Genomic DNA, 24,790 nt, shown 5'->3' with positions numbered 1-24,790 from the left:
GGTGAAGACTTGTGTACCATCGGCCGCCTGCCGCCGTTTCCGGGGAGATGGGTCGGGCAGGGCACCACGCAACCACAACAACAAACACGTTGGGGAAACACCATGTCCAAGGGGCAGTCCTTGCAGGACCCTTTCCTGAATGCACTCCGGCGCGAGCGTGTGCCGGTCTCGATCTACCTCGTCAACGGCATCAAGTTGCAGGGCACCATCGAATCGTTCGACCAGTTCGTCGTCCTGCTGCGCAATACCGTCAGCCAGATGGTCTACAAGCACGCCATTTCCACCGTGGTGCCGGCGCGCAATGTGCGCGTGGGGCCGGGTGGTGGCCACGTGCAGTCGGACGGTGCCGAAGGCGCCGCCGACGAGGCCGAATAGCCTCTCGCCCGCAGGGATCGCGCGCAGGCGCGATCCCGCGGCGCATTGGGCGTCCTGCGGGCGCTCGTGTGGGGGCGGCCTCACCGGGTTCGTCCCGAGACCGCAGCTCCAGCCGGAAAAGCCAGCTGACTGCCGGGAGTCGCGGCACCTGCCTCGCCGGCCTTGAACCGGTGGCCTGCCGCCCGCATCTTGCTGCTTCGTCCCCGTTTCCCGGAGCACGCACCGCGTGTTTGAACGCAGCAAGAAAGGCGAGCACGCGTTGCTGGTCCAGCCGCATGCCGGTGGTCCGCCCGATGATGGCGCGCTGGAGGAGTTCGCCGAACTCGCCCGCTCCGCCGGCGCGGCCGTGGTGCATGTGCTGACCGCCCGCATCGACAAGCCCAATCCGGCCACGCTGATCGGCAGCGGCAAGCTCGACGAGATCAAGGCCGCCGCCGATGCCACCGGTGCCGACCTGGTGCTGGTCAACCATCCGCTGTCGCCCGGCCAGGAACGCAACCTCGAGAAGTTCCTCGAGCGCCGCGTGGTCGATCGCACCGGGCTGATCCTGGACATCTTCGCCCAGCGCGCCCGCAGCCACGAAGGCAAGCTGCAGGTCGAGCTGGCCCAGCTGCGCCACATGGCCACCCGGCTGGTGCGCGGCTGGACCCACCTCGAGCGCCAGCGCGGTGGTTCGATCGGCCTGCGCGGCCCGGGCGAGACCCAGCTCGAGACCGACCGCCGGCTGCTGCAGAAGCGCGTCGAGCAGCTGCAGAAGCGCCTGGAAAAGGTCGAGGTGCAGCGCACGCAGATGCGCCGCGCCCGCGTGCGCAGCGAGCTGCCGCGCGTGGCCCTGGTGGGCTACACCAACGCCGGCAAGTCGACGCTGTTCAATGCACTCACTGGTGCCGATGCCTACGCCGCCGACCAGCTGTTCGCCACCCTCGACCCCACCGTGCGGCGCATCGGCCTGCCCGGCGGCAACGTGGTGCTGGCCGACACCGTCGGCTTCGTTCGCGACCTGCCGCACGAACTGGTGGCCGCGTTCCGCTCCACCCTGAGCGAGGCGCGCGAGGCCGACCTGCTGCTGCACGTCATCGACGCCGCCGATCCGCTCAGCGCCGAACGCATCGCCCAGGTCGACGAGGTGCTCGAGGAGATCGGGGCCGGCGAAATCCCGCAGGTCCTCGTCTTCAACAAGATCGACCGCATCGAGGGCGCGCAGCCGCGCCACGAGCGACCGGAGAACGCCGCGGCCGACGAGGCGGTGCACCATGAGCGGGTGTGGATCTCCGCCCGCGACGGGCTCGGCCTCGACCTGCTGCGCGATGCGCTGGCATTGCGCCTGGACCTGCGCCGGATCGTCGCCGACATCGCCTTGCCCGCGTCCGCCGGCCGCCTGCGCGCGCGCCTGCACGAGCTCGACGCGGTGAAGGCCGAGACCCACGACGAGAACGGCTGGCAGCTCACCATCGACCTCGCACACGCGGACCTTGCACGTCTCGCCGCCGACGAGGGTGGCGAGCCGCTGCGCGGGCTGGTGGAACCCGTCGAAGCCGAGTGGTGACGCCGCGGCACGGCCGGCCCTGCCGCCACATCCGCCGGCACCCCCTCCCGGACACCTTGTAGAATGTGCGTCCCCCGCGTCCGCGCGGGGTGCACCCCAGATTGGAGCAGGCATGGCCTGGAATATCCCCGGCAAGAACAACAGCGGCGGGTCCGGCGGTAACAACCGCGGTCCGTGGAAGCCTTCAGGCGGTGGTCGCGGCGGCGGTGGCGGGCTCGATGGCCTGATCAACCAGCTGCGCAACCTGTTCGGCGGCGGCGGTGGCGGCAACCCGCTGCGCTGGGTCGGCATGGCGATCGTGGTGCTCCTGCTGATGAGCAGCTTCACCCTGATCGGCGAACAGCAGCGCGGCGTGGTGCTGCGCTTCGGGACCGCGGTGCGCGTGATGCAGCCCGGCCCGAACTTCAAGCTGCCGTGGCCGATCGAGCGGGTGAACAAGGTCAACGCCACGGCGATCAAGACCTTCACCAACACCGTGCCGGTGCTGACCCGCGACGAGAACATCGTCATCGTGTCGCTCAACGTGCAGTACCGCGTCGGTGATCCGGAGCTCTACCTGTTTGGCACCCGCGATGCCGACCGCATGCTCGAGCAGGTCGCCCAGGGCGTGGTGCGCGAACAGGTCGGCCGCTCCGACCTCGACACCGTGCTCGGTGCGCGTGGCCCGCTGTCGGCGCTGGCGTCGAAGCAGCTGCAGGATTCGCTCGACATCTACCGCACCGGCCTGGTCGTGACCGAACTCAACCTGCAGGACGCGCGTCCGCCGGAAGAGGTCAAGCCCGCGTTCGACGAGGTCAACAGCGCCCAGCAGATCCAGGAAAGCCTGGTCAACGAGGCCCGCGCCTACGCCGCGCGCATCGTGCCGGAGGCACGAGGCGAGGCCTCGCGCACCCGCACCGTGGCCGAGGGTTACAAGACCGCCTCGATCGCGCGCGCCACCGGTGACGCCACCCGCTTCAGCCTGCTGCTCGACGAATACCGCAACGCCCCCGAAGTCACCCGCAAGCGCCTGTGGCTGGACACCGTGTCCGGCGTGCTGGCCGACAACCGCACGGTCGTCGGTGGCGATGGGCGCCAGCTGATCTACGTGCCGATGGGGCAGGGCGGCACCGGCACGGGCGGCAGCGGCAATACGTCGTCCACCGGCAATACCGCCAACAGCGGCCCGGCCGTGCTGCCGCCGGAAATCCTGGCCCCGGCCACGGGTAACGAGGGCAACCCCCCGCGCCCGCCCCGCAATACCCCGCGGCCCGCCCGTGGTGAAGGAGGTTCGCGATGAAGTTCCGCGCACTCATTCCGCTGCTGGCGGTGGTGCTGGTGCTGGGCCTGATGGGCTCGGTGTACGTGGTGCGCGAAGGCCAGGTCGGCCTGGTCCTGCACCTTGGCCGCGTCAGCCGCACCGACATCCCGCCGGGCCTGCACTTCAAGATCCCGCTGGTGCAGTCGGTGCGGGTGTTCGACCGCCGCTTCAACGCGGTCGACTTCTCCCCCGAGCGTTACCTGACCTCCGAGCGCAAGGACGTGGCCGTCGACTTCGTCGCCATCGTGGCGATCGCCGACGTCGGTGACTTCTACCGTGCCACCGGCGGCGACGAGCGCCTGGCGGCCGAGCGCATGGCGCCGATCATCAAGGATTCGCTGCGCAACGAGATCAACGCCCGCACCCTGACACAGCTGGTGTCCGGCGACCGCGGCGAGGTCATCGCCAAGCAGCTGGAGACGATCAACAACGGTGCACGCACTCTCGGCATGCGGATCATCGACATCCGCCTGAAGCAGATCGACCTGCCCACCGACAGCGACGTCATCCAGCAGGTCTACAACCGCATGCGCGCCGAGCGCAAGCAGGTGGCCAGCCGGCTGCGCGCCGAAGGTGAGGAGCAGGCACGCCTGATCCGCGCCCAGGCCGATCGCGACCAGGCGGTGATCCTGGCCGAGGCCGAGCGCGATGCGCAGACGCTGCGAGGCGAGGGCGATGCCGAGGCCACCCGCCTGTACGGCGAGGCGGCCAACCGCGATCCGGCATTCTTCGCCTTCCAGCGCAGCCTCGAGGCGTATCGCCGCTCGTTCGAGGACGGCAACTCGGTGATCGTGCTCGAGCGCGACGATCCGTTCCTGCAGTACATGCGCAGCGACCGATGAGCGATCTGTGGGCCGCACTGTGCCTGGTCGCAGTGCTCGAAGGGCTGATCCTGTTCGCGATGCCGGGCGGCTGGAAGCGCACCATGGTCCAGATCCTGCAGTTGCCGGACAACCAGGTGCGCGGGCTGGGTGGCATCACCCTCGCGCTCGGGTTGGTGGCGCTGTACTTCGTGCGCGGCGGCTGACCCGCCGCCCAACCCGGGCCCCGGCGGGCTGGCACCCGCCCCGCAAACCCGGATAATGCGCAAAAGCCGGCAGGGGCGTCGCAGCCCCCCGGCTTTTTCCGTGTCTGGCCACTGCGTGGCGGCGGCTCCCCGATGGAGCAGGCCGCAGATGACCCCGCATCGCCCGGCACGGCCCTTCCGCGGCCCCGATGGCCGCACGCAATGCAGGAGTTTCGAGATGGGTCAGTCAGTGGTGGTGATCGGCGCGCAGTGGGGCGACGAGGGCAAGGGCAAGATCGTCGACCTGCTCACCCAGGACATCGGCGGCGTCGTCCGCTTCCAGGGCGGCCACAACGCCGGCCACACGCTGGTGATCGGCGGCAAGAAGACCGTGCTGCACCTCATCCCCTCCGGCATCCTGCGCGACGACGCGCTGTGCCTGATCGGCAACGGCGTGGTGCTCTCGCCCGCGGCGCTGATCAAGGAGATCGGCGAGCTCGAGGCCGCCGGCGTCGAAGTGCGTTCGCGGCTGAAGATCAGCCCGGCGACGCCCTTGATCATGCCGTACCACATCGCACTCGATCAGGCCCGCGAGAAGGCGGCCGGCGGCAAGGCCATCGGCACCACCGGCCGCGGCATCGGCCCGGCGTACGAAGACAAGGTCGCGCGTCGCGGCATCCGCGTGGCCGACCTGCACTACCCGAAGCAGCTCGAGGAGCTGCTGCGCACCGCGCTCGACTACCACAACTTCGTGTTGACGGAGTACCTCGGTGTCGAGGCGGTCGACTTCCAGAAGACCTATGACGAGGCGCTGGCATTCGGCGAGTACGTCGAGCCGATGAAGTCCGACGTCGCCGGCATCCTTCATGACCTCCGCAGGCAGGGCAAGCGCGTGCTGTTCGAGGGCGCGCAGGGCGCACTGCTCGACATCGACCACGGCACCTACCCGTACGTCACCAGCTCCAACACCACCGTCGGTGGCGCGCTGGCCGGTGCAGGCGTCGGCGCGGATGCGATCGACTACGTGCTCGGCATCGCCAAGGCCTATGCCACGCGCGTGGGTGGCGGCCCGTTCCCGACCGAGCTCGACGACGACATCGGCCAGGGCCTGCGCGACCGCGGCCAGGAATACGGCGCCTCCACCGGTCGGCCCCGCCGCTGCGGCTGGATGGACATCGTCGCGCTCAAGCGCGCGGTGGCCATCAACGGCATCTCCGGCCTGTGCATCACCAAGCTCGACGTGCTCGACGGCATGAAGACGCTCAAGATCTGCATCGCCTACGAGTACCACGGCAAGCGCACCGAATACGCCCCGCTCGACGCCCAGGGCTGGGACGAGTGCACCCCCGTGTACCTGGAGTTCCCGGGCTGGGAGGAAAGCACCCACGGCATCACCGAATGGGACAGGCTGCCCGCCGCGGCGCGTGCCTACCTGCGCGCACTCGAGGAGCTTGCCGGCTGCCCGATCAGCATCGTCAGCACCGGCCCCGACCGCGCCCACACCATGGTGCTGCAGGATCCTTTCGCTTGACCGCAGCGTTCGCCCCGCAGCAGAAGACCCCGCGCAAGCGGGGTTTTTGCCGATGCAACCGCTGAAATACCTCGGCGGCTATCCGCCGCAGGTGCAGGCCCAGGTGCGAGAGCTGATCGCGCAGGACCGGCTGGGCGCGCTGCTGGCGGCGAAGTACCGCGACGCCCACGCCGTGCGCAAGGACGGCCAGCTCTACGCCTACGTGCAGGCGCTGAAAGAGCGCCACATGCGCAAGGCGCCGCCGCTGGGCAAGGTGCTCTACGACGGCAGGCTGCAGGTACTGAAGCATGCGCTGGGCACCCACACCACCATCTCGCGCGTGCAGGGCGCGCGGCTCAGGGCCAGCCGCGAGATCCGCATCGCCAGCGTGTTCCGCGACGCCCCCGCGGACTTCCTGAAGATGATCGTCGTGCACGAGCTCGCGCACATGAAAGAGGCCGAGCACAACAAGGCCTTCTACCAGCTGTGCACGCATATGGCGCCGGACTACCACCAGCTGGAGTTCGACCTGCGGCTGTATCTCACCGGGCTGGAGTTGCGTCCGCCGGGCGCACGGGAACCGGCGCCCTAGCGATCGCTGGCCTGTGGCGGTCGATGACACGTTGCCGCTCCGCCTCGCGCTTCGTCATCGCAGAGTTATCGCGGGGCTGCTAGCGTGCCCGCTCCCTGAATAGGCTTCCGCTGCCGATGCGCCGATTCCCGCGTCTTGTCGCCGTTCCGCTTGTGTTGCTGGCCCTGGTTGCCTGCGGCGAGGACGCACCTCCCGAGGCCGTTCCCAGCCTCGCGGTCGTGCTGGCCATCCCGCAGCAGCAGGAGGTCACCCGCGAGGTGGTCGCCTCGGGTGCGGTGGAAGCGTGGGAAGAGGTCTCGGTGGGCGTGGAGCTCTCCGGGCTGCGGGTGGCCAGCGTCGAGGTCGAGGTGGGCAACGCGGTGGCCGCCGGCGACGTGCTGCTGCGTGTCGACGACCGCACGCTGGCGTCGCAGCTGCAGCAGTCGGAAGCCTCGGTGCGCGAGGCCGAGACCAATCTCGAGACCGCGCGCCGCCGTGCCGCGCGCGTGCGCGAACTCGCCGGCGAGCGCCTGGTCGCGCTGCAGGATGCCGAGCAGGCCGAGGCCGAGCGCGACAACGCGCAGGCGCGGCTCAATACCGCGATCGCGAGCCGCGATGCCGCGCGCGTGCAGCGCGACTTCACCGTGGTGCGCGCGCCGGTATCCGGCGTGGTGTCGGCGCGCAGCGTGCAGCCCGGGCAGGTGGTCGGCGCCGGTGGCGAGCTGCTGCGGCTGATCCGCGATGGCCGCCTGGAATGGCGCGCCGAACTCGCCGAGGCCGATCTGCTGCGCGTCGGCACGGGCACCCTGGTGCAGGTGGATACGCCGATCGGCGCGGTCGAAGGCAGCGTGCGCACGGTGTCGCCGGCGCTCGATCCGCAGCGCCGCACCGGCACCGTCTACGTGGACCTGCCCGATCCCGGCCCGCTGCGCGCGGGCATGTTCGCGCAGGGGCGGCTGGCGCTCGGCCGCGCGCAGGCGCTGCTGGTGCCCAACGAGGCCATCGTGCGCCGCGACGGCCGTGCCTATGCCTTCACCGTGGAACCCGATGGCCGCGTGCGCGAGCGCGGCGTGTCGGTGGGCAGCACCCACGGCGACATGAACGAAGTGCGCGACGGCCTCACCGCCGATGACCGCGTGGTCGCACGCGGCGCCGGGTTCCTCGGCGATGGCGATCTCGTGCGCGTGGTCGACAGCCCGGCAGGCGCCGATGCCGCCAACGCGCAGCCCGCCGCTGATGCGGGCAGCGATGCAGGGGCCGCGCCCGCGAGCGCACCTGCAGCGCCTTCCGGCGCCGGCGCCACCCGCGAGGCCACCCACGACGCCGCCACCGGGACGCTCGCCGAATGAACTTCTCCGCGTGGTCGATCCACCGGCCGTTACCTGCGATCCTGGTGTTCATCCTGCTCACCGCCGCCGGCCTGGTCGCCTTCAACCGGCTGGCGGTGTCGCAGTTCCCGGACCTCACCGTACCGGTGGTCAATGTCACCGTGATGCTGCCCGGCGCCAGCCCCAGCACGCTCGAGACCCAGGTCACCCGCAAGATCGAGGACGCCACCGCCAGCATCCCCGCGCTGCGCAACATGGCGTCCATCGTCAACGAAGGCGTATCGACCACCATCCTCACCTTCGAGATCGAGAAGGACGGCACGCTGGCCAAGGACGAGGTGCGCGACGCCATCGACCGCGTGCGCATCGACCTGCCGGCCGACGTCGAGCCGCCGATCGTGTCGCTGGTCAACGTCACCGGCGGCGACATGCTGCATTACGCCGTCACCGCCGATGGCTGGAGCGACGAGGAGCTCAGCTGGTTCATCGACGACACCGTGGCCAAGCGGCTGTTCGCGGTGCCCGGCGTGGGCGCGGTGCGGCGTATCGGCGGCGTCGACCGCGAGATCCGCGTCGCCCTGCGGCCCGAGGCCGTGCAGGGCTTCGGCGTCAGCCCGGCGCTGATCAGCCAGCAGCTCGCGCGCATCCAGCAGGAACAGCCGGGCGGGCGCACCACCGTGGGCGGCAGCGAGCAGGCGGTGCGCACCCTCGGCACCGTCGATTCCGCCGCCGACCTCGCCGACTTCCCCATCTCCATGCCGGACGGCCGCAGCGTGCGCCTGTCGACGCTGGCCACCGTGAGCGACGGCCACGCCACCGTCAGCCAGCGCACCACGCTCGATGGCCGGCCGGTGATCGGCTTCGCCGTGCAGCGCACCACCAACACCAGCGAGGTCGACGTCGGCAACGCCGTGCGCGAGAGCGTGGCGAAGCTGCAGCAGGAGCAGCCGCGCGTGCGCGTGGTCGAGGTGGCCTCGACCACCCAGGTGGCCGAGGACTCGTTCGACTCCTCGATGCACATGCTCTACGAGGGCGCGGCGCTGGCGGTGCTGGTGGTATTCCTGTTCCTGCGCGACTTCCGCGCCACCTTCATCAGCGCCGTGGCGCTGCCGCTGTCGATCATCCCGACCTTCGCGGTGATGTACTGGCTGGGCTTCAGCCTCAACATGATCACCCTGCTGGCACTCGCCGTGGTGGTGGGCATCCTGGTCGACGATGCCATCGTCGAGGTCGAGAACATCGACCGCCACCTGCGCATGGGCAAGGCGCCGAAGCAGGCCGCGCTCGAGGCAGCCGACGAGATCGGCCTGGCGGTGATCGCGACCTCTTGCACGCTGGCGGCCGTGTTCATCCCCGTGGCCTTCATGCCCGGCATCCCGGGCAAGTTCTTCCGCGAGTTCGGCTGGACCGCGGCCGCGGCGGTGATGTTCTCGCTGCTGGTGGCGCGCCTGATCACGCCGATGATGGCGGCGTACATGCTGAAGCCGCTGCCCGAGCACAAGGGCGATTCGAAGCTGATGCAGTGGTACCTGCGCTTCGTCGACGACGCGCTCAAGCACCGCAACCGCACGCTGGTGATCGCACTGGCGATCTTCATCGGCTCGCTGGCGCTGCTGCCGCTGCTCAAGGTCACCTTCATCCCGCCCACCGATGGCATCCAGAGCAACGTACTGATCGAGCTGCCGCCCGGCACCCCGCTCGCCACCACCGAAGAGGTGGCCGAAACCGCGCGCCAGCGCATTGCCGACATCCCGGAGATCGAGCACGTGTTCGTGACCGCCGGCAGCAATTCCGGCGCGAACGGCCCGGCCGGCGACCTCACCAGTGCCGAGCTGCGCAAGGCCACGCTGACCATCCGCTGGAAGGACGACCGCGACCTCACCCAGTACGAGCTGGAGTCGGTGGTGCGCGGGCGCCTGGCCGACATCCCCGGTGCGCGCCTGAGCTTCCAGGGCGGCGAACCGGGCCGCGCCCTGCAGCTGGTGCTGGCCGGCGACGACCCGGTGGCACTGGCCGCCGCCGCGCGCGATGTGGAGCGCGAGATCCGCCAGCTGCCGGGCCTGGGCACGGTGGGGTCATCGGCCTCGCTGGTGCGCCCGGAGGTGATCGTGCGGCCCGATCCCGCGCGTGCCGCCGACCTCGGCGTGTCCACCGCCGATATCGCCGCCGCCACCCGGGTGGCGACGCGCGGCGATTACGAGCAGTTCCTCGCCAAGTTGAACCTGCCCGAGCGCCAGGTGCCGATCCGCGTGCAGCTCGACGAGAAGGCGCTGTCGGACCCGTCGCTGCTCGGCCAGCTGCGCGTGCCCACCGCCACCGGCGGCAGCGTGCCGCTGTCGTCGGTGGCCGGGATCACCACCGCCAGCGGCCCTTCGCAGATCGACCGCTTCGACCGCCGCCGCAACGTCACCATCACCGTCGATCTCAACGGCATGGCGATGGGCGAGGTGGAAGGCCAGATCGACGCGCTGCCCTCGCTGGTCAACCTGCCGGTGGGCGTGGAGCGCCAGGCCGCCGGCGACAGCGAGATCTTCGCGGAGATGTTCGGCGGCTTCGCGATGGCCATGGTGGCCGGCATCTTCTGCGTCTACGGCGTGCTGCTGCTGCTGTTCAACCACGCCAGCCAGCCCATCACCATCCTCGTCGCGGTGCCGCTGGCCGCGGGCGGCGCGTTCGGCGCGCTGCTGGTCACCGGCCTGGACATCTCGCTGCCGGTGCTGATCGGGCTGATCCTGCTGATCGGCATCGCGGTGAAGAACTCGATCCTGCTGGTGGACTACGCGGTCATGGCCGAGGAGCAGGGGATGAGTCGCCACGAGGCGCTGATGGACGCCTGCCACAAGCGCGCGCGGCCGGTGATCATGACCACGCTGGCGATGGGTGCGGGCATGATGCCGATCGCGCTGGGTCTGACGGCGGATTCAAGCTTCCGCATGCCGATGGCGGTGGCGGTGATCGGTGGGTTGATCACCTCGACGGTATTGAGCCTGGTGGTGGTGCCGGCGGCGTACACGCTGGTGGATGATGTGGAGGAGCGGGTGCTCGGGAGGTTGCGGCGGGGGGCCGCAGACGCCAGTGAGGTTGCGGCGCCACCATGACTGGCATCACGATGGCGGCGGCCGGTGCAATGGAGTGGCAGGTGTCGACAGGCAAGGCTGGCAGGCGGGGTGGGGCATACCGTCGGCGATCCCGCGCCGCGCACGGACGGGCATTCGGTCTGGCGTTGGGTCTGGTCCTGCTTGTACCGGCCACCTCGGCACTCGCGCAGGATGCGGACGCACTCAGCTTCGATCAGGCGCGCGAGCGGATGGAACGGGTCTCCGACGCGCTGGCTGCCGCGGACGCCAACCTGCGCGCCCGGCAGGACCTGTCCGATGCGACCGCGCGCCTGCGGCTGCCGGAGATTTCGCTCGAAGCGCGCTATCTGGAGTTCCAGAAGACGCTGAGCTTGCCGATGGGTTCGCTGGCGCCAGTGGGCGAGGCGTTCGGCATCGAAAGCCCGTTGCGGTTCCAGGAGCGCGACCGGCGATTTCGTCCGGTGTTGACCACGGTGCTGCCCCTGTACACGGGCGGGCAGATCCCGGCCGCGCAGGCGGCGGCCGCGGCCGCCCTGCGTGGGGCGGACGCGGAACGGGCGCAGCAGTCCCAGAAGCTGACATCGCAACTGGTCCAGGCCTACTTCGGCCAGGGCCTGGCCGAGCAGGCGCTGAGTGTGCGCCGCGAGGTGCGCGACGGCATGCGCCAACACCTGGCCCATGCCGAATCGCTTGAACGCGAAGGCTTCGCCACGCGCGCGCAGGTGTTGCAGGCGGTCGTCGCGCGTGATGCCAGCGAGCGCGAGTACCAGAAGGCGCTCAACGACCGCGACGCCGCCGCCCAGGCCCTGGCGCTGCTGTTGCGCAGCGATGGGCCGGTGACGCCGATCACGCCGCTGTTCGTGGTCGGCACATCGCCGGGCACGCTGGAGGCGTTCACCCGGGCCGCGCTTGAGCGGCACCCGCAGCTGGCGCAGCTGCGGGCGCTTGACGACCAGGCGGGCGCAGGCGTGCGTGTGCAGGAGGCGTCACTGAAACCGCAGGTGTACCTGTTCGGCCAGTACGACCTGTACCGTGAGGATGCGCTACTGACCGACACCGATTGGGCCTTCGGCATTGGCCTGAAGTACACCTTCCTGTCCGGGCGGGATCGCCCGCGCCAGATCAGTGCCGCGCGCGCGCAGCAGGAGCAGGCGCAGGCCGCACTGCGCGAAGCGCAGAACCAGATCAGGATCGGCGTGGCACAGGCCTGGAATGCGCTGGAAACGGCACGCCAGCAGTTCCTGCTGCTCGACAGCAGCATCGAACAGGCGCGTGAGAACCTGCGCCTGCAGGAACTGGCGTTCCGCGAGGGGCAGTCGACCTCGCTCGATGTCATGGACGCCAGGCTCGGCCTTGGCGCCGCACGGGTCGAACACGCGCACGCCGCCTACGACTATTGCGTGGCATTGGCGCACCTGCTCGAGCTGGGCGGCCAGTCGGCGCACTTTGGCGAGTACATCCGCAAGGCAGACCACAGGGTATTCCCCCATGAATGAAACCGCGCCGTCGCCGCCGCCGCCGCCACCCGTGGCTGCGGATGCACCGTCCGGCCGCCGTCGCCTGCGCCTCATTGCCCTGGGCGTGATTGCCGTGATCCTGGTTGGCGGCCTGTGGCTGGCGTTCCGCAGCCCGGCGGATCTGGTGCAGGGCATGGCCGATGCCGACAGCATCAACGTGTCGGCCAAGGTGACCGCGCGGGTGTCGGCGCTGCTGGTGGCCGAGGGCGAGCGGGTCGAGGCGGGGCAGGTACTGTTCGAGCTGGACAGCCCCGAGATCGCCGCGAAGCAGCGACAGGCCGAAGCCGCGCTCGCGGGCGCGCAGGCGCTGGCGGACAAGGCCGAGGAAGGCGCGCGCGTGGAGGACATCCGCGCAGCGGAGGCCAACTGGCGGCGCGCCCAGGCCGGACACGAACTGGCGCGTTCCACCTTCCAGCGCCTGGAGCGGCTGCATGCCGAGGGCGTGGTCACCCGGCAGCAGCGCGACGAGGCCCGTGCGAAGGCGATCGATGCCGAGCAGCAGGCGCGCGCAGCGCAGGCGCTGTACGAACAGGCGCAGGCCGGCGCCCGCGAACAGGACAGGAGCGCCGCGCAGGCGCAGGTGCGGCAGGCCGAAGGCGCCGTGGCCGAAGTACAGGCGGCCGAAAGCGAAGTGCGCGGCCGCGCGCCGACGGCCGGCGAGGTGTCCAAGCGCCTGGTCGAAACCGGCGAGCTGGTGGCGGCCGGCTATCCGGTCTTCACCCTGGTCGACCTCGACCACATGTGGGTGGCGTTCCACCTGCGCGAGGACCAGTTCGCGGGCCTGGAGGTGGGCCGCCGCCTGCGCGGTTCGATCCCGGCGCTGGAGCGCGAGGACGTCGAGTTCGAGGTCTACCACATCAGCCCGGCCGGCGATTTCGCGACCTGGCGCGCGACCCGGCAGTCGGCCGGCTACGACGTGAGGAGTTTCGAAGTGCGCGCGAGGCCGGTCGCGGAAGTCGCAGGCTTCCGGCCGGGCATGAGCGTGCTGTTCGCATGGCCGCAACGCTGACGCGGCCCACGGCACGCGAGGCGTTCGTCCGTTCGGCGTTGCGCGAGTGCGCACGGCTGCGCGCCGATCCCTGGGATCTGGCGTTGGCCACGTGGGTCCCGCTGCTGGCGCTGGCGCTGCTGGCCTGGACGTTCTCGGCCGGCGTGCCGCGCGAGCTGCCAGTGGCGGTGGTCGATCATGACAACAGTGCGGTCAGCCGCGAACTGGTGCGCAGGCTCGATGCCGTGCCGGCCTTGCGGGTGGCCGCGCGGCCGGCGGACCTGACGCAGGCCTGGTCGGAGGTGCGCGCGGTCCGGGCGTTCGCGGTGGTGCACGTGCCTGCGGGCGCCGAGCGCCAGGTCCTGCGTGGCGGCAGCGCCGTTGTTTTCGCCTACTACAACGCCAGCCACCAGACGGCAGGGCAGGCGGCGCTGCGGGGGATCGGAGAGGCAGCGCAGGCGACCAGTGCGCATCTCGTACGCGGTGAGGTGGCGCGGGTCGGTGGGGCGCAGGCGGTTCGCCAGCCGCCGCTGCGGGTGCAGGCCACCGTGCTGGCCAACGCCGCACGCAGCTACGAGCACTTCCTGCTCGGCCTGCTGTTCCCGGCACTGCTGCACCTCGCCGCCTGCCTGGCGATGGTCGGCGCGCTCGGGCGCGAACTGCGTGACGGCAGCGCGGGCACATGGCTGGCCGAGTGCGGCGATCGCCTGCTGCCGGCGGTGGCCGGCAAGCTGGCGCCGTACCTGCTGCTGTTCACCGCCTACGGCACGCTGTCGCTGCTCTGGCTGGCGGCGATCCGCGGCGGTGTGGCCGGCAGCGCGGTACTGCTGGTCGCCGCGCAGGCGGCGATGTACCTGGCCTACGGCGGCATCGCGCTGCTGCTGGTCGGGGCCACCCGCAACATGGGCACGTCGCTGTCGCTGACCGGACTGTATGCGGGCACGTCGCTGGCGTTCTCGGGCGCGACGTTCCCGGTGCAGGGAGCGCCGCTGTTCGCACAGGCCTGGAGCCAGCTGCTTCCCTTCACCGCCTACCTCAAGCTGCAGGCGCAGCAGCTCGACATGGATGCGGCATGGACGGCCTCGCTGTCGTTGCTGGGGACCTTGCTGCTGTTCGTGCTGGTGGCCGGCGGCGCGGGGCTGCGCCTGTATGCGCGCGGAGCGCGCGATCCGGCCTCCTGGGGGCAGCGATGAACCAGGTCAGGGCCGCCTTCCTGGAGACCCTGCGCGCCGTGTTCTCGGACCGCTACGCGGTGGTGACGCTGATCGGCGCCGTGGTGCTGTACTCGTTCTTCTACCCGGTCGCCTACCGGCACCAGGTGGCTTCGCAGTATCCGGTGCTGGTGGTCGACCTCGACCATAGCGCCATGAGCCGCGCCCTGGTGCGCAAGGCGGGCGCGGTGCGCGCGGTGAGGATCGTCGGCGATGCGACCTCGGTGGAGGAGGCCCGGCCAAGGATCGCCCGCGGTGAAGCGCAGGGCCTGCTGGTGGTGCCCGCGGGGTTCGAACGCGGGATCCTGCGCGGCGGGCAGGGGCAACTGGCGCTGTACGGCAGTGGTGCGTTCCTCGGTCGCGGCGGCGTGGTGCTGGAGGGCCTGGGCGAGGCCGCCGCCGCGTTCGCGCGCGAGGCCGCCGTGGTGCAGGCAGGTTTCGCAGGTGCGCCCGGCGCAGCGCCGCTGCAGGTGGTGGCGCGGCCGCTGTTCAACACCCGCGAGGGTTACGGCAGCGCCGTGGTGCCGGGCGTGGCACAGCTGATCGTGCAGCAGACACTGCTGATCGGCATGCTGGTCATGGCCGGCACGCGTCGCGAACGCCTGGGTCGGCTGGCGTTCTCGCGCCGCGGCCTGCTCGGCATCGCCGCCGCGTTCGCGCTGATCGGCGTGTGCAGCATGCTGTACTACAACGGTCTGGTGATGTGGCTCCAGGACTATCCGCGTGGCGGCAATCCGCCCGGTACGCTGGTGGGCGGAGTGCTGTACGTGGCCGCGGTGGTGGCGTTCGCGCTGTTTGCGGGCAGTTTCTTCCGCACCCGCGAACGGCCCTTCCAGCTGATGCTCGTCACCGCGCTGCCACTGTTCTTCCTGTCCGGGCTGTCATGGCCGGCCGTGGCGATGCCACAGCCCCTGGCGTGGCTGGCGAAGCTGGTTCCCTCCACGCCCGGCATCAACCTGATGGTGAAGTTCAACCAGATGGGCGCAAGCTTCGCCGAGGCGCTTCCCGAGTTGTGCAACCTCGCTTTTTTGACACTGCTGTATGGCGCGCTGGCGGTATGGCGCTACGCCCCGGGGCGGGACGGCGCCTGACGGGCCGGTCACGGAGCACGGGGCCGGGGCGGCTTCTGCGCGGGTATCGGAGATCGTCTGCGCGCTGGATGTGCTGGCCGACAATATCGATCCGGCCGAAAGCTGCAAGGCCTTCCGCGGCCGCATGCCGAGCGCCGATGCCCTGCTGCGCAACCGCGGCCTGAACTGACCCTTCGGCGGGTGCGGTAACCAAAAGGCGACCCGGGCGACCGGGTCGCCTTTTTCATGCTGCGGGCGCCGCACCGGAGCCGCCGCGTCATCCGCCGCGCGGCCACGCACCGGCGCTCAGTCGCCGGCGGTCTTCCGGGTGCCGGCGCCCGCGAACTCCGGAAACGCCTCCTCCAGCGAGCCCTCGTCCGGCAGCACGTAGAACACGCCGCCGCGCGCGAAGGTGGGGCTGACGACCTGCTCGTAGAACGCCGGAGACACGTTGATGCAGCCGTGGGTGACCCGGTTGTCATCCGGCGTTGGCGAGGCCAGGCGCTCGGGGCGCTTTTCCTCCGGCACGCCGGTCGCGGTCGGGTGGATCGAGACCGCGGAGTCGTAGTCGACCCACAGCACGCGGCCGGCATCGATGGACGGACCGTAGCCGCCGACGAAGCGGCCCGCCGGGGTGGTGCGGTCGCGGCCGGGGATCTCGCGCAGGGCGAGGCCCGCGATGCCGGGGGCGGTGTGGTCGCCCACGGCGGAGCCGAACAGGCCGGGCGCGGCGCCGCGCAGGCGGCCATCGCCGCCGAACACGAGGATCTGGGCGGCGGCCTTGTCCATGATCGCGAAGGGATAGCCCTGGCTGTCGCCGGAGGCGACGACCCAGCCGGCCAGTTCGATCACCGTGTCGGAGACGTCCTGGCCGCGGGGCAGTTCGTCCAGTGACGTCACCGGCCGGGTGCCGTCGTCGCGCGCGCTGGCGGTGGCGCCCACGCTGGCCAGCGCCAGCGCCAAGGCCAGCGCAACCGCGCGCCGGCGCTGGTGAGGGAGGGAGTGGGGGAAAGTACGGATGGGAAGCTCCTCGGGGGCGGAACACCATCCAACGCGGGGATCCGCGCCGCGCAGGCGACGGATCCCCGCGCCGGTCGGTCAAGCGGAGTGCGTGCTCACCCGCGCGGCACGCGGCGCGGCGACGATTCCAGCTGCTGCACGCGGCCTTCGATCTGGTCGAGGCGCTGGTTGGCGCGCTGGGCGCCCTGATTGGCGGATTCGGCGCTCTGGGCCGCGCCCTGCACCTGGGTGTCGAGGCGGTCGAGGCGGGAGTCGCCGCGGCAATGTCTGACGCGAAGATCAGAACGCACCGATACGAACGTGCGAACACAGGCGCAACCCTGAGCAGCCGTCCCTGCAACGGAGCGCTGCGTGCCGCGCCTCGCCACATCCCGGCGGCAGGCCGAGGTGTGCGCGCCACTGCCGGCCGCCCACGCCGCTGCGCGTTACGCGCGCCACCTGCCCGAGCGCACGCTGCTGTACGCGCTAGTGCAGGCGCACTACCCGGACTTCATCGCGCGTCTTGAGGCCGAAGACCGCCCGCTGCCCGAGTATGTGCGCGAGGCGTTCGAGACCTACCTGCGCTGCGGCGTGCTCGAGCACGGCTTCCTGCGCGTGGTCTGCGAGCACTGTCGTGCCGAGAGGCTGGTGGCGTATTCCTGCAAGAAGCGCGGGCTGTGCCCGAGCTGCGGCGCACGGCGCATGGCCGAGTCGGCGCGGCATCTGGTGGACGAGGTGTTCGGCCCGCGGCCGGTGCGGCAATGGGTGCTGAGTTTCCCCTACCCGTTGCGCTTCCTGTTCGCCAGCAAGCCTGAGGCGATCGGCCCGGTGCTGGGCATCGTGCATCGTGTGATCGCCGGTTGGCTTGCCGATCAGGCCGGCGTGCCGCGGGATACGGCGCAATGCGGCGTGGTGACCCTGATCCAGCGCTTCGGCAGCGCGCTGAACCTGAATGTTCACTTCCACATGCTGTGGCTCGACGGCGTGTACGACGCGAACGTCGAGCCCCCGCGGCGCAAGCCGCGCCTGCGCCGCGCCCCCACCTCTGCGCAACTGACGCAGCTCGCCAACACCATCGCGCATCGCGTGTGCCGGCACCTGTCGCGCCGCGGCTGGCTCGAAGGCGAAGACGAATCCGTGTTCCTGTCCGACAGCGCGGGTAGCGACGACGGCATGGATGGGCTGCGGATGAGTTCGATGACCTACCGCATCGCCACCGGTCGCGACGCTGGCCGCAAGGTCGTCACGCTGCAAACATTGCCCGGTGACGCAGGCTCGCTGGAGGGCGACGCCGGCAAGGTCGGCGGCTTCTCGCTGCATGCCGGCGTGGCCGCGGAAGCACACGAGAGCCACAAGCTCGAAAAGCTGTGCCGCTACATCACGCGCCCGGCGATCAGCGAGCAGCGGCTATCGATCTCACCGCAGGGCAGGGTGCGGTATCAGCTCAAGACGCCGTGGCGCAATGGCACCACCCATGTCGAATGGGATGCGGTGGACTTCATCGCCAAGCTGGCGGCACTGGTCCCGCCACCTCGCGCGCATCTCACCCGCTTCCACGGCGTATTCGCCCCGAACGCGAATCTGCGCGCGCAGGTGACGCCATCGGGGCGCGGCAAGCGGCCTGCGAGCGATGCAGTGCCGGTGGACGTCAGCGCCCACGACGAGCCGCGCAGCCCCGAGCAGAAGCGCCATGCGATGAGCTGGGCGCAACGGCTCAAGCGGGTCTTTTCCATCGACATCACCACCTGCGCCCACTGCGGCGGCGCGGTACGGATTGTCGCCAGCATCGAGGAACCCACCGCCATCCGCGCCATCCTCGCCCACTTCGAGAAGCACGGCGCGCTGGAGCAAGCGCACTACCGGCCCGCAGCGCGCGCGCCGCCGCCGGCCGTGTGACGAGGTGCCGGCCACACAGCCGGTAGCGAAACCAGAGTCCGATCCAATGCGGCCACGACCCCGCAGGGCTGCGCTCGGCCCTGTGCCGGGATTCGGTGAGAAATGGCTACGCACTGAGCCGCTGCGTGGCCCCGCGATGTCGAAAACCCACGCATGAACCCCCGATCTGTGCCCGATCTGTGCCCAAAGCGGCGCTTGCGCGGCCGCTTCCTACCCGCCAGACTCGCCAAAAAGGGCGGTTGAACTTCCTATACCCCTACAGTTCGAGTTTCGGCTCAGCGAAATGCTCGCGCCCGACGTCGTCCCGCGGACCGACTTGGAGGCCATTCACCCGCTGGCCTATTTCGGCCTGGTTCGTCAGGTGATGACCGTGCTCAGCGGCGGCGAGCGGTCGCAGGGTCTGCGCGACGAGGTCGCGCGCAGTTGGGGCGGTGATCCCGCGCCCTACGCCGCCAAGCAGATCGAGACCGCTTCGGCCGCTGATCGACATCGACTATCAGGCCTCACCGCCCGGGCGATGCGCGGGTGGCCGTGGCTGTTTGTGGGCCACTGCGCCGACGCCCGGGTCTGGAAGTCCTGGGCGTTTGCGGACCGGCGCTATGGCCGATCACCGTTCGCCTATGCCGATCCAGTGATCCGTTACCTGACGCCCTGACGGCGGTCGCCTGTTCGTCGCTGGGTGTTGGATGCGTTGCCGCTGCGCCACGGTGAGTCTTCATTAACGCGACGCCTTTCATCATGAATCTCAAACAGTTGCGACGCTACTCTCGCGCGGGCTTTTTGCTACCAAATTGGCGTTTATGTTTGCCATAGTCGGCCGTTCATGCGACATTTCTTCATATAAGGTTGCCCGGAAGCCATTATCGGTTGCCGGGCTTTTCGACTCGAAGGACCGCATCATGACCAAGCCCATGCTCCAGCCGAGTTTTGTCGCCGGTCCGTTGGACGACGCTGCGGAGGCCGACGCCATGGTGACGGTGTTCGGCATTCTGAATCTCACCGAGGACTCCTTCTTCGATGAGAGCCGGCGGCTAGACCCCGCCGGCGCTGTCACCGCGGCGATCGAAATGCTGCGAGTCGGATCAGACGTCGTGGATGTCGGACCGGCCGCCAGCCATCCGGACGCGAGGCCTGTATCGCCGGCCGATGAGATCAGACGTATTGCGCCGCTCTTAGACGCCCTGTCCGATCAGATGCACCGTGTTTCAATCGACAGCTTCCAACCGGAAACCCAGCGCTATGCGCTCAAGCGCGGCGTGGGCTACCTGAACGATATCCAAGGATTTCCTGACCCTGCGCTCTATCCCGATATTGCTGAGGCGGACTGCAGGCTGGTGGTTATGCACTCAGCGCAGCGGGATGGCATCGCCACCCGCACCGGTCACCTTCGACCCGAAGACGCGCTCGACGAGATTGTGCGGTTCTTCGAGGCGCGGGTTTCCGCCTTGCGACGGAGCGGGGTCGCTGCCGACCGGCTCATCCTCGATCCGGGGATGGGATTTTTCTTGAGCCCCGCACCGGAAACATCGCTGCACGTGCTGTCGAACCTTCAAAAGCTGAAGTCGGCGTTGGGGCTTCCGCTATTGGTCTCGGTGTCGCGGAAATCCTTCTTGGGCGCCACCGTTGGCCTTCCTGTAAAGGATCTGGGTCCAGCGAGCCTTGCGGCGGAACTTCACGCGATCGGCAATGGCGCTGACTACGTCCGCACCCACGCGCCTGGAGATCTGCGAAGCGCAATCACCTTCTCGGAAACCCTCGCGAAATTTCGCAGTCGCGACGCCAGAGACCGAGGGTTAGATCATGCCTAGCATTCACCTTCCGGCCGCCCGCTAGCGGACCTGGTCAGGTTCCGCGAAGGTGGGCGCAGACATGCTGGGCTCGTCAGGATCAAACTGCACTATGAGGCGGCGGTTCATACCGCGCCAGGGGAGCGAATGGACAGCGAGGAGCCTCCGAACGTTCGGGTCGCCTGCTCGGGTGATATCGACGAGGTTGTGCGGCTGATGCACGACGCTGCGGCGTGGATGTCCGCCAAGGGAACGCCCGCCTGGGACGTCGCGCGGATCGACCGGACATTCGCGGAGACCTTCGTCCTGAGATCCGAGCTTGCGGCGCACGGCGCATGGCCGAGTCGGCGCGGCATCTGGTGGACGAGGTGTTCGGCCCGCGGCCGGTGCGGCAATGGGTGCTGAGTTTCCCGTACCCGTTGCGCTTCCTGTTCGCCAGCAAGCCTGAGGCGATCGGCCCGGTGCTGGGCATCGTGCATCGTGTGATCGCCGGTTGGCTTGCCGATCAGGCCGGCGTGCCGCGGGATACGGCGCAATGCGGCGCGGTGACCCTGATCCAGCGCTTCGGCAGCGCGCTGAACCTGAATGTTCACTTCCACATGCTGTGGCTCGACGGCGTGTACGACGCGAACGTCGAGCCCCCGCGGCGCAAGCCGCGCCTGCACCGCACCCGTGCGCCCACATCGGCGCAACTGACGGAACTGGCCAACACCATCGCGCATCGCGTGTGCCGGCACCTGTCGCGCCGCGGCTGGCTCGAAGGCGAAGACGAATCCGTGTTCCTGTCCGACAGCGCGGGTAGCGACGACGGCATGGATGGGCTGCGGATGAGTTCGATGACCTACCGCATCGCCACCGGTCGCGACGCTGGCCGCAAGGTCGTCACGCTGCAAACATTGCCCGGTGACGCAGGCTCGCTGGAGGGCGATGCCGGCAAGGTCGGCGGCTTCTCGCTGCATGCCGGCGTGGCCGCGGAAGCACACGAAAGCCACAAGCTCGAAAAGCTGTGCCGCTACATCACGCGCCCGGCGATCAGCGAGCAGCGGCTGTCGATCTCACCGCAGGGTAGGGTGCGGTATCAGCTCAAGACGCCGTGGCGCAATGGCACCACCCATGTCGAATGGGATGCGGTGGACTTCATCGCCAAGCTGGCGGCACTGGTCCCGCCACCTCGCGCGCATCTCACCCGCTTCCACGGCGTATTCGCCCCGAATGCAAACCTGCGTGCGCAGCTGACGCCCTCGGGGCGCGGCAAGCGGCCTGCGGGCGATGCGGTGCCAGTGGACGTCAGCGCCCACGACGAGCCGCGCAGCCCCGAGCAGAAGCGCCGTGCGATGAGCTGGGCGCAACGGATCAAGCGGGTCTTTTCCATCGACATCACCACCTGCGCCCACTGCGGCGGCGCGGTACGGATCGTCGCCAGCATCGAAGACCCCAAGGCCATTCGCGCCATCCTCGCCCACTTCGAGAAACACGGCGCGCTGGAGCAAGCGCACTACCGGCCCGCAGCGCGCGCCCCGCCGCCGGCCGCGTGATGAGGCGCCGGCCACGCAGCCGGCAGCCAAGCCAGAGTCCGATCCAATGCGGCCACGACCCCGCAGGGCTGCGCTCGGCCCTGTGCCGGGATTCGGTGAGAAATGGCTACGCACTGAGCCGCTGCGTGGCCCCGCGATGTCGAAAACCCACGCATGAACCCCCGATCTGTGCCCGATCTGTGCCCAAAGCGGCGCTTGCGCGGCCGCTTCCTACCCGCCAGACTCGCAAAAAAGGCGGTTGAACTTCCTATACCCAGCCTGAGGAGAGCCCCATGTCCCGAATCGAACTTGATGGCAAGGTCTGCCTGGTCACCGGTGCCGCCAGCGGCATCGGCAAGCACATCGCCGAAACCTATGCCGCCGCCGGTGGCCGCGTCGCGATCGCCGACCTGAAGCTGGACGCCGCGGAAGCCACCGCCGCCGCGATCCGCGAATCCGGCGGCCAGGCGATGGCCGTGGCGATGGACGTCACCAGCGAATCGCAGGTGGTCGAAGGCGTCGCGCAGATCGCCGCCGAATGGGGCCGGGTGGACGTGCTGGTCTCCAATGCCGGCATCCAGATCATCAACAAGATCACCGAGTTCTCGTTCGAGGACTGGAAGAAGATGCTCGCCATCCACCTCGACGGCGCCTTCCTGACCACCCGCGAGTGCATGAAGGACATGGAGAAGCGCGGTGCGCCCGGCGCGATCATCCTGATGGGCTCGGTGCACTCGCATCTGGCCTCGCCGCTGAAGGCGCCCTACGTCACCGCCAAGCACGGCCTGCTCGGCCTCGCCCGCACCATCGCCAAGGAAGGCGGCAAGCTCGGCATCCGCTCCAACGTGATCTGCCCGGGCTTCGTGCGCACCCCGCTGGTGGACAAGCAGATCCCGGAGCAGGCCAAGGAGTTCGGCATCAGCGAAGAGGAAGTGATCCAGAAGATCATGCTGAAGGACACCGTCGATGGCGAATTCACCACGCTCGACGACGTGGCCAACGTGGCGCTGACCCTGGCCGCTTTCGAGACCAACGCGCTCACCGGCCAGAGCATCGTGGTGAGCCACGGCTGGTTCATGCAGTGAAGCGGTCGGCCACGCACGCCGTGGCATGATCCCTCGCCATGGACACGTCCCCGCAACTGCTCGAGAAGGTCGCTCAATATCCCGCCATCGCCCTGGTGCTCCAGGGCGGCGGCGCGCTCGGCGCCTACCAGTGCGGCGTCTATCAGGCGCTCAACGAGGCCGGCATCCGCCCCAACTGGTACGCCGGCATCTCGATCGGCGCGATCAACGCGGCGATCATCGCCGGCAACCGGCCGCAGGATCGCATCGAACGGCTGCGTGATTTCTGGGAAACGATCTGCGAACCCGCGGGCCTCGCCAGCTGGCCGGCGATGGTCGTGCGCGCCGGGCTTTCGATGCTGCCGATGAACCCGGCTCTGGAAACCTGGGCCGCGACGATGAGCGCCCTGGCCGCCTTGTGGCAGGGCCAGCGCGGCTTCTTCACCCCGTGGCCGGCCTCGCCCTTCATGCGCTGCGACGGCACGCCGCAGGCCACCAGTTTCTATGACACCACGCCGCTGTTGGCAACGCTCGAGCGGCTGGTGGATTTCGACCGCATCAACGATGACCGCACGGTGCGCCTGACCGTCGGCGTCACCGACGTGGAGAGCGGCAACTTCCGCTATTTCGACAGCCGCGACACCCGGATCGGGCCGAAGCACATCCTGGCCTCAGGCTCGCTGCCGCCGGCCTTCGCGCCGGTGGAGATCGAGGGCCGCCATTACTGGGATGGAGGCGTGGTGTCGAACACGCCGCTGGAACACATCCTCGACGAATGGCCGCGCGAGGACACGCTGGCCTTCCAGGTGGATCTGTGGAGCGCGCGCGGTCAGCGCCCGCAGACGATGATGGACGTGCTCGAACGCGGCAAGGACATCCAGTATTCCAGCCGCACCCGCCACGGCACCGATAACGTCGCCCGCACCCAGCAGCTGCGGACGGCGCTCAACGACCTCATCGCCCGCCTGCCCGAAGGCGGCCTGCCGGAGAGCGCCCGCGAGGCACTGGCGCCGTGGCTGGACGATCGCGTCATCAACATCGTCCACCTGATCTACCAGGCCAAGCCGCACGAACAGCAGTTCAAGGACTATGCGTTCGGCCGCATCAGCATGGAGAGCCATTGGCAGAGCGGGCTGGCCGATACCCGGCAGACGCTGTCACACCCCGGCTGGTTCGACCTGCCCGACCGCGACCACGGCTACGCGGTACACGACGTGCACCGCGTCACGCAGAAGAAGCATCTGACGCGCTTCTGATCGGTTCGGGCCCGCCTCAGAACGGCTTGCCGACCACCAGATAGACGATGCCGACCAGGAGCACCAGCGGGATCTCGTTGATCCAGCGCAATGCACGTGCCGACGGCAGCGGACGCCCGGCTTCGGCAGCCTTCAGCCAACGCCCGATGACGATGCTGAAGACGAACACCAGCGTGACCAGCAACAGCTTGGCGTGCAGCCAGCCGCCGGCGAAACCGAAGTGCAGCCACAGCGTGAGCCCCATCAGCAGCGCGATGCCGAACAGCACGTGCCCGAAGCGGGAGAGCCTGCGCCCCATCAACACCAGTCGCTCGCGCACGGCCGGGTGTTCGCCTGCCTCGGCCAGGTTCACGAGGATGCGCGGCACGTACAGCACCGCCGCCGATGGCCAGGGCGCGTTCGGCTACAACGCCGCCACCGGCGAGTACGTCGACATGCTCGAGGCCGGCATCCTCGACCCGACCAAGGTCACGCGTACCGCGCTGCAGAACGCCGCGTCGATCGCCGGCCTGATGATCACGACCGAGGCGATGGTCGGCGAGCTGCCGAAGAAGGAAGAGCCGGCAATGCCGCCGGGCGGCATGGGTGGCATGGGCGGCATGGATTTCTAAGCCCCGCGATCCATCAAGCAAGACCACAAAGCCCGGCCTCGTGCCGGGCTTTGTGCGTTCTGGCGTCCGAGGCGGGAGACTTCCTACCCGCCCCGCGGCAATGTCCGACGCGAAGATCAGAAAACGCCGATATGAACGCGTGCACGCGGGCGCAACCCTGAGCA

At 69.4% G+C, this 24,790-nt stretch carries 21 protein-coding genes and 2 pseudogenes; 20 read left to right on the top strand and 3 right to left on the bottom strand.

Going from position 1 to position 24,790, the window contains the following annotated elements; all coding sequences use genetic code 11:
• Positions 1–102 precede the first annotated feature (102 nt).
• From hfq to LDO11_RS06250, 13 genes are all read left to right on the top strand, one after another.
• Entirely contained in the window at positions 103–375 is a 273-nt protein-coding gene (gene hfq, locus LDO11_RS06310) for an RNA chaperone Hfq (RefSeq protein ID WP_129135413.1), read from the top strand.
• 226 nt (positions 376–601) lie between these two features.
• Positions 602–1,921, top strand: a complete 1,320-nt coding sequence (gene hflX / locus LDO11_RS06305) for a ribosome rescue GTPase HflX (protein ID WP_232140779.1) — start codon at positions 602–604, stop codon at positions 1,919–1,921.
• 112 nt (positions 1,922–2,033) lie between these two features.
• Positions 2,034–3,200 (top strand): FtsH protease activity modulator HflK, encoded by a 1,167-nt coding sequence (gene hflK / locus LDO11_RS06300; protein WP_232140778.1) that lies wholly within the window; start codon positions 2,034–2,036, stop codon positions 3,198–3,200.
• Positions 3,197–4,063, top strand: a complete 867-nt coding sequence (hflC, locus tag LDO11_RS06295; protein WP_129135416.1) for a protease modulator HflC — start codon at positions 3,197–3,199, stop codon at positions 4,061–4,063. The genes hflK and hflC overlap by 4 nt, the downstream gene beginning before the upstream one ends.
• On the top strand, positions 4,060–4,248 hold the full coding sequence (locus LDO11_RS06290; RefSeq protein ID WP_232140777.1) for a DUF2065 domain-containing protein: 189 nt from the start codon (positions 4,060–4,062) through the stop codon (positions 4,246–4,248). The genes hflC and LDO11_RS06290 overlap by 4 nt, the downstream gene beginning before the upstream one ends.
• Before the next feature lie 217 nt (positions 4,249–4,465).
• The gene (locus LDO11_RS06285; RefSeq protein ID WP_232140776.1) at positions 4,466–5,758 is read left to right on the top strand and encodes an adenylosuccinate synthase; all 1,293 of its coding nucleotides are present in this window, start codon (positions 4,466–4,468) and stop codon (positions 5,756–5,758) included.
• 52 nt (positions 5,759–5,810) lie between these two features.
• A complete protein-coding gene (locus tag LDO11_RS06280) occupies positions 5,811–6,329 on the top strand; it encodes a M48 metallopeptidase family protein (protein WP_232140775.1) in 519 nt (172 codons plus the stop codon).
• Positions 6,330–6,445: 116 nt separating this feature from the next.
• Positions 6,446–7,657: an efflux RND transporter periplasmic adaptor subunit gene (locus LDO11_RS06275; protein WP_232140774.1), complete on the top strand. Its 1,212-nt coding sequence runs from the start codon at positions 6,446–6,448 to the stop codon at positions 7,655–7,657.
• Positions 7,654–10,734 (top strand): efflux RND transporter permease subunit, encoded by a 3,081-nt coding sequence (locus LDO11_RS06270; protein WP_232140773.1) that lies wholly within the window; start codon positions 7,654–7,656, stop codon positions 10,732–10,734. The genes LDO11_RS06275 and LDO11_RS06270 overlap by 4 nt, the downstream gene beginning before the upstream one ends.
• Before the next feature lie 29 nt (positions 10,735–10,763).
• Positions 10,764–12,209 (top strand): TolC family protein, encoded by a 1,446-nt coding sequence (locus LDO11_RS06265; protein ID WP_435574616.1) that lies wholly within the window; start codon positions 10,764–10,766, stop codon positions 12,207–12,209.
• Complete coding sequence (locus LDO11_RS06260) at positions 12,202–13,239, top strand: HlyD family secretion protein (RefSeq protein ID WP_232140771.1); 1,038 nt, start codon at positions 12,202–12,204, stop codon at positions 13,237–13,239. The genes LDO11_RS06265 and LDO11_RS06260 overlap by 8 nt, the downstream gene beginning before the upstream one ends.
• Entirely contained in the window at positions 13,224–14,411 is a 1,188-nt protein-coding gene (locus LDO11_RS06255; RefSeq protein ID WP_232140770.1) for an ABC transporter permease, read from the top strand. The genes LDO11_RS06260 and LDO11_RS06255 overlap by 16 nt, the downstream gene beginning before the upstream one ends.
• A complete protein-coding gene (locus LDO11_RS06250; RefSeq protein ID WP_232140769.1) occupies positions 14,408–15,520 on the top strand; it encodes an ABC transporter permease in 1,113 nt (370 codons plus the stop codon). The genes LDO11_RS06255 and LDO11_RS06250 overlap by 4 nt, the downstream gene beginning before the upstream one ends.
• 285 nt (positions 15,521–15,805) lie before the next feature.
• Here LDO11_RS06250 and LDO11_RS06245 read toward each other — a convergent pair whose 3' ends face one another.
• Complete coding sequence (locus LDO11_RS06245; protein WP_435574612.1) at positions 15,806–16,462, bottom strand: hypothetical protein; 657 nt, start codon at positions 16,460–16,462, stop codon at positions 15,806–15,808.
• 152 nt (positions 16,463–16,614) lie between these two features.
• Entirely contained in the window at positions 16,615–16,887 is a 273-nt protein-coding gene (locus tag LDO11_RS06240) for a hypothetical protein (protein WP_435574611.1), read from the bottom strand.
• On the opposite strand from LDO11_RS06240, the gene LDO11_RS06235 reads away from it, so the two are divergent.
• The 6 genes and pseudogenes from LDO11_RS06235 (at position 16,871) to LDO11_RS06210 (ending at position 24,015) form a co-directional block, all read left to right on the top strand.
• Complete coding sequence (locus LDO11_RS06235) at positions 16,871–18,394, top strand: ISCR element clade Ia family transposase (RefSeq protein ID WP_494337144.1); 1,524 nt, start codon at positions 16,871–16,873, stop codon at positions 18,392–18,394. The genes LDO11_RS06240 and LDO11_RS06235 overlap by 17 nt on opposite strands.
• A 283-nt stretch (positions 18,395–18,677) precedes the next feature.
• The gene (locus LDO11_RS06230) at positions 18,678–19,049 is read left to right on the top strand and encodes a hypothetical protein (protein ID WP_232140768.1); all 372 of its coding nucleotides are present in this window, start codon (positions 18,678–18,680) and stop codon (positions 19,047–19,049) included.
• Between the two features lie 313 nt (positions 19,050–19,362).
• Entirely contained in the window at positions 19,363–20,202 is an 840-nt protein-coding gene (gene sul1, locus LDO11_RS06225; protein WP_000259031.1) for a sulfonamide-resistant dihydropteroate synthase Sul1, read from the top strand.
• A 296-nt stretch (positions 20,203–20,498) separates the two neighbouring features.
• Positions 20,499–21,716 (top strand): annotated as a pseudogene (locus tag LDO11_RS06220) (transposase); the annotation flags it as partial.
• A gap of 272 nt (positions 21,717–21,988) precedes the next feature.
• Positions 21,989–22,780: a 3-hydroxybutyrate dehydrogenase gene (locus tag LDO11_RS06215; RefSeq protein ID WP_023124372.1), complete on the top strand. Its 792-nt coding sequence runs from the start codon at positions 21,989–21,991 to the stop codon at positions 22,778–22,780.
• 38 nt (positions 22,781–22,818) lie between these two features.
• Positions 22,819–24,015: a patatin-like phospholipase family protein gene (locus LDO11_RS06210; protein ID WP_232140767.1), complete on the top strand. Its 1,197-nt coding sequence runs from the start codon at positions 22,819–22,821 to the stop codon at positions 24,013–24,015.
• 16 nt (positions 24,016–24,031) lie between these two features.
• On the opposite strand, the gene LDO11_RS06205 is transcribed toward LDO11_RS06210, so the two are convergent.
• On the bottom strand, positions 24,032–24,391 hold the full coding sequence (locus LDO11_RS06205; protein WP_232140766.1) for a CopD family protein: 360 nt from the start codon (positions 24,389–24,391) through the stop codon (positions 24,032–24,034).
• Positions 24,392–24,398: 7 nt separating this feature from the next.
• Between LDO11_RS06205 and groEL the strand changes: the two are divergent.
• Positions 24,399–24,626, top strand: a pseudogene (gene groEL / locus LDO11_RS06200) (chaperonin GroEL); the annotation flags it as partial.
• Between the last annotated feature and the right edge of the window lie 164 nt (positions 24,627–24,790).

The organism is Alterluteimonas muca, assembly GCF_021191595.1.
Lineage (GTDB): Bacteria > Pseudomonadota > Gammaproteobacteria > Xanthomonadales > Xanthomonadaceae > Luteimonas > Luteimonas muca.
This window is presented reverse-complemented; position numbering and strand designations above follow the sequence as displayed.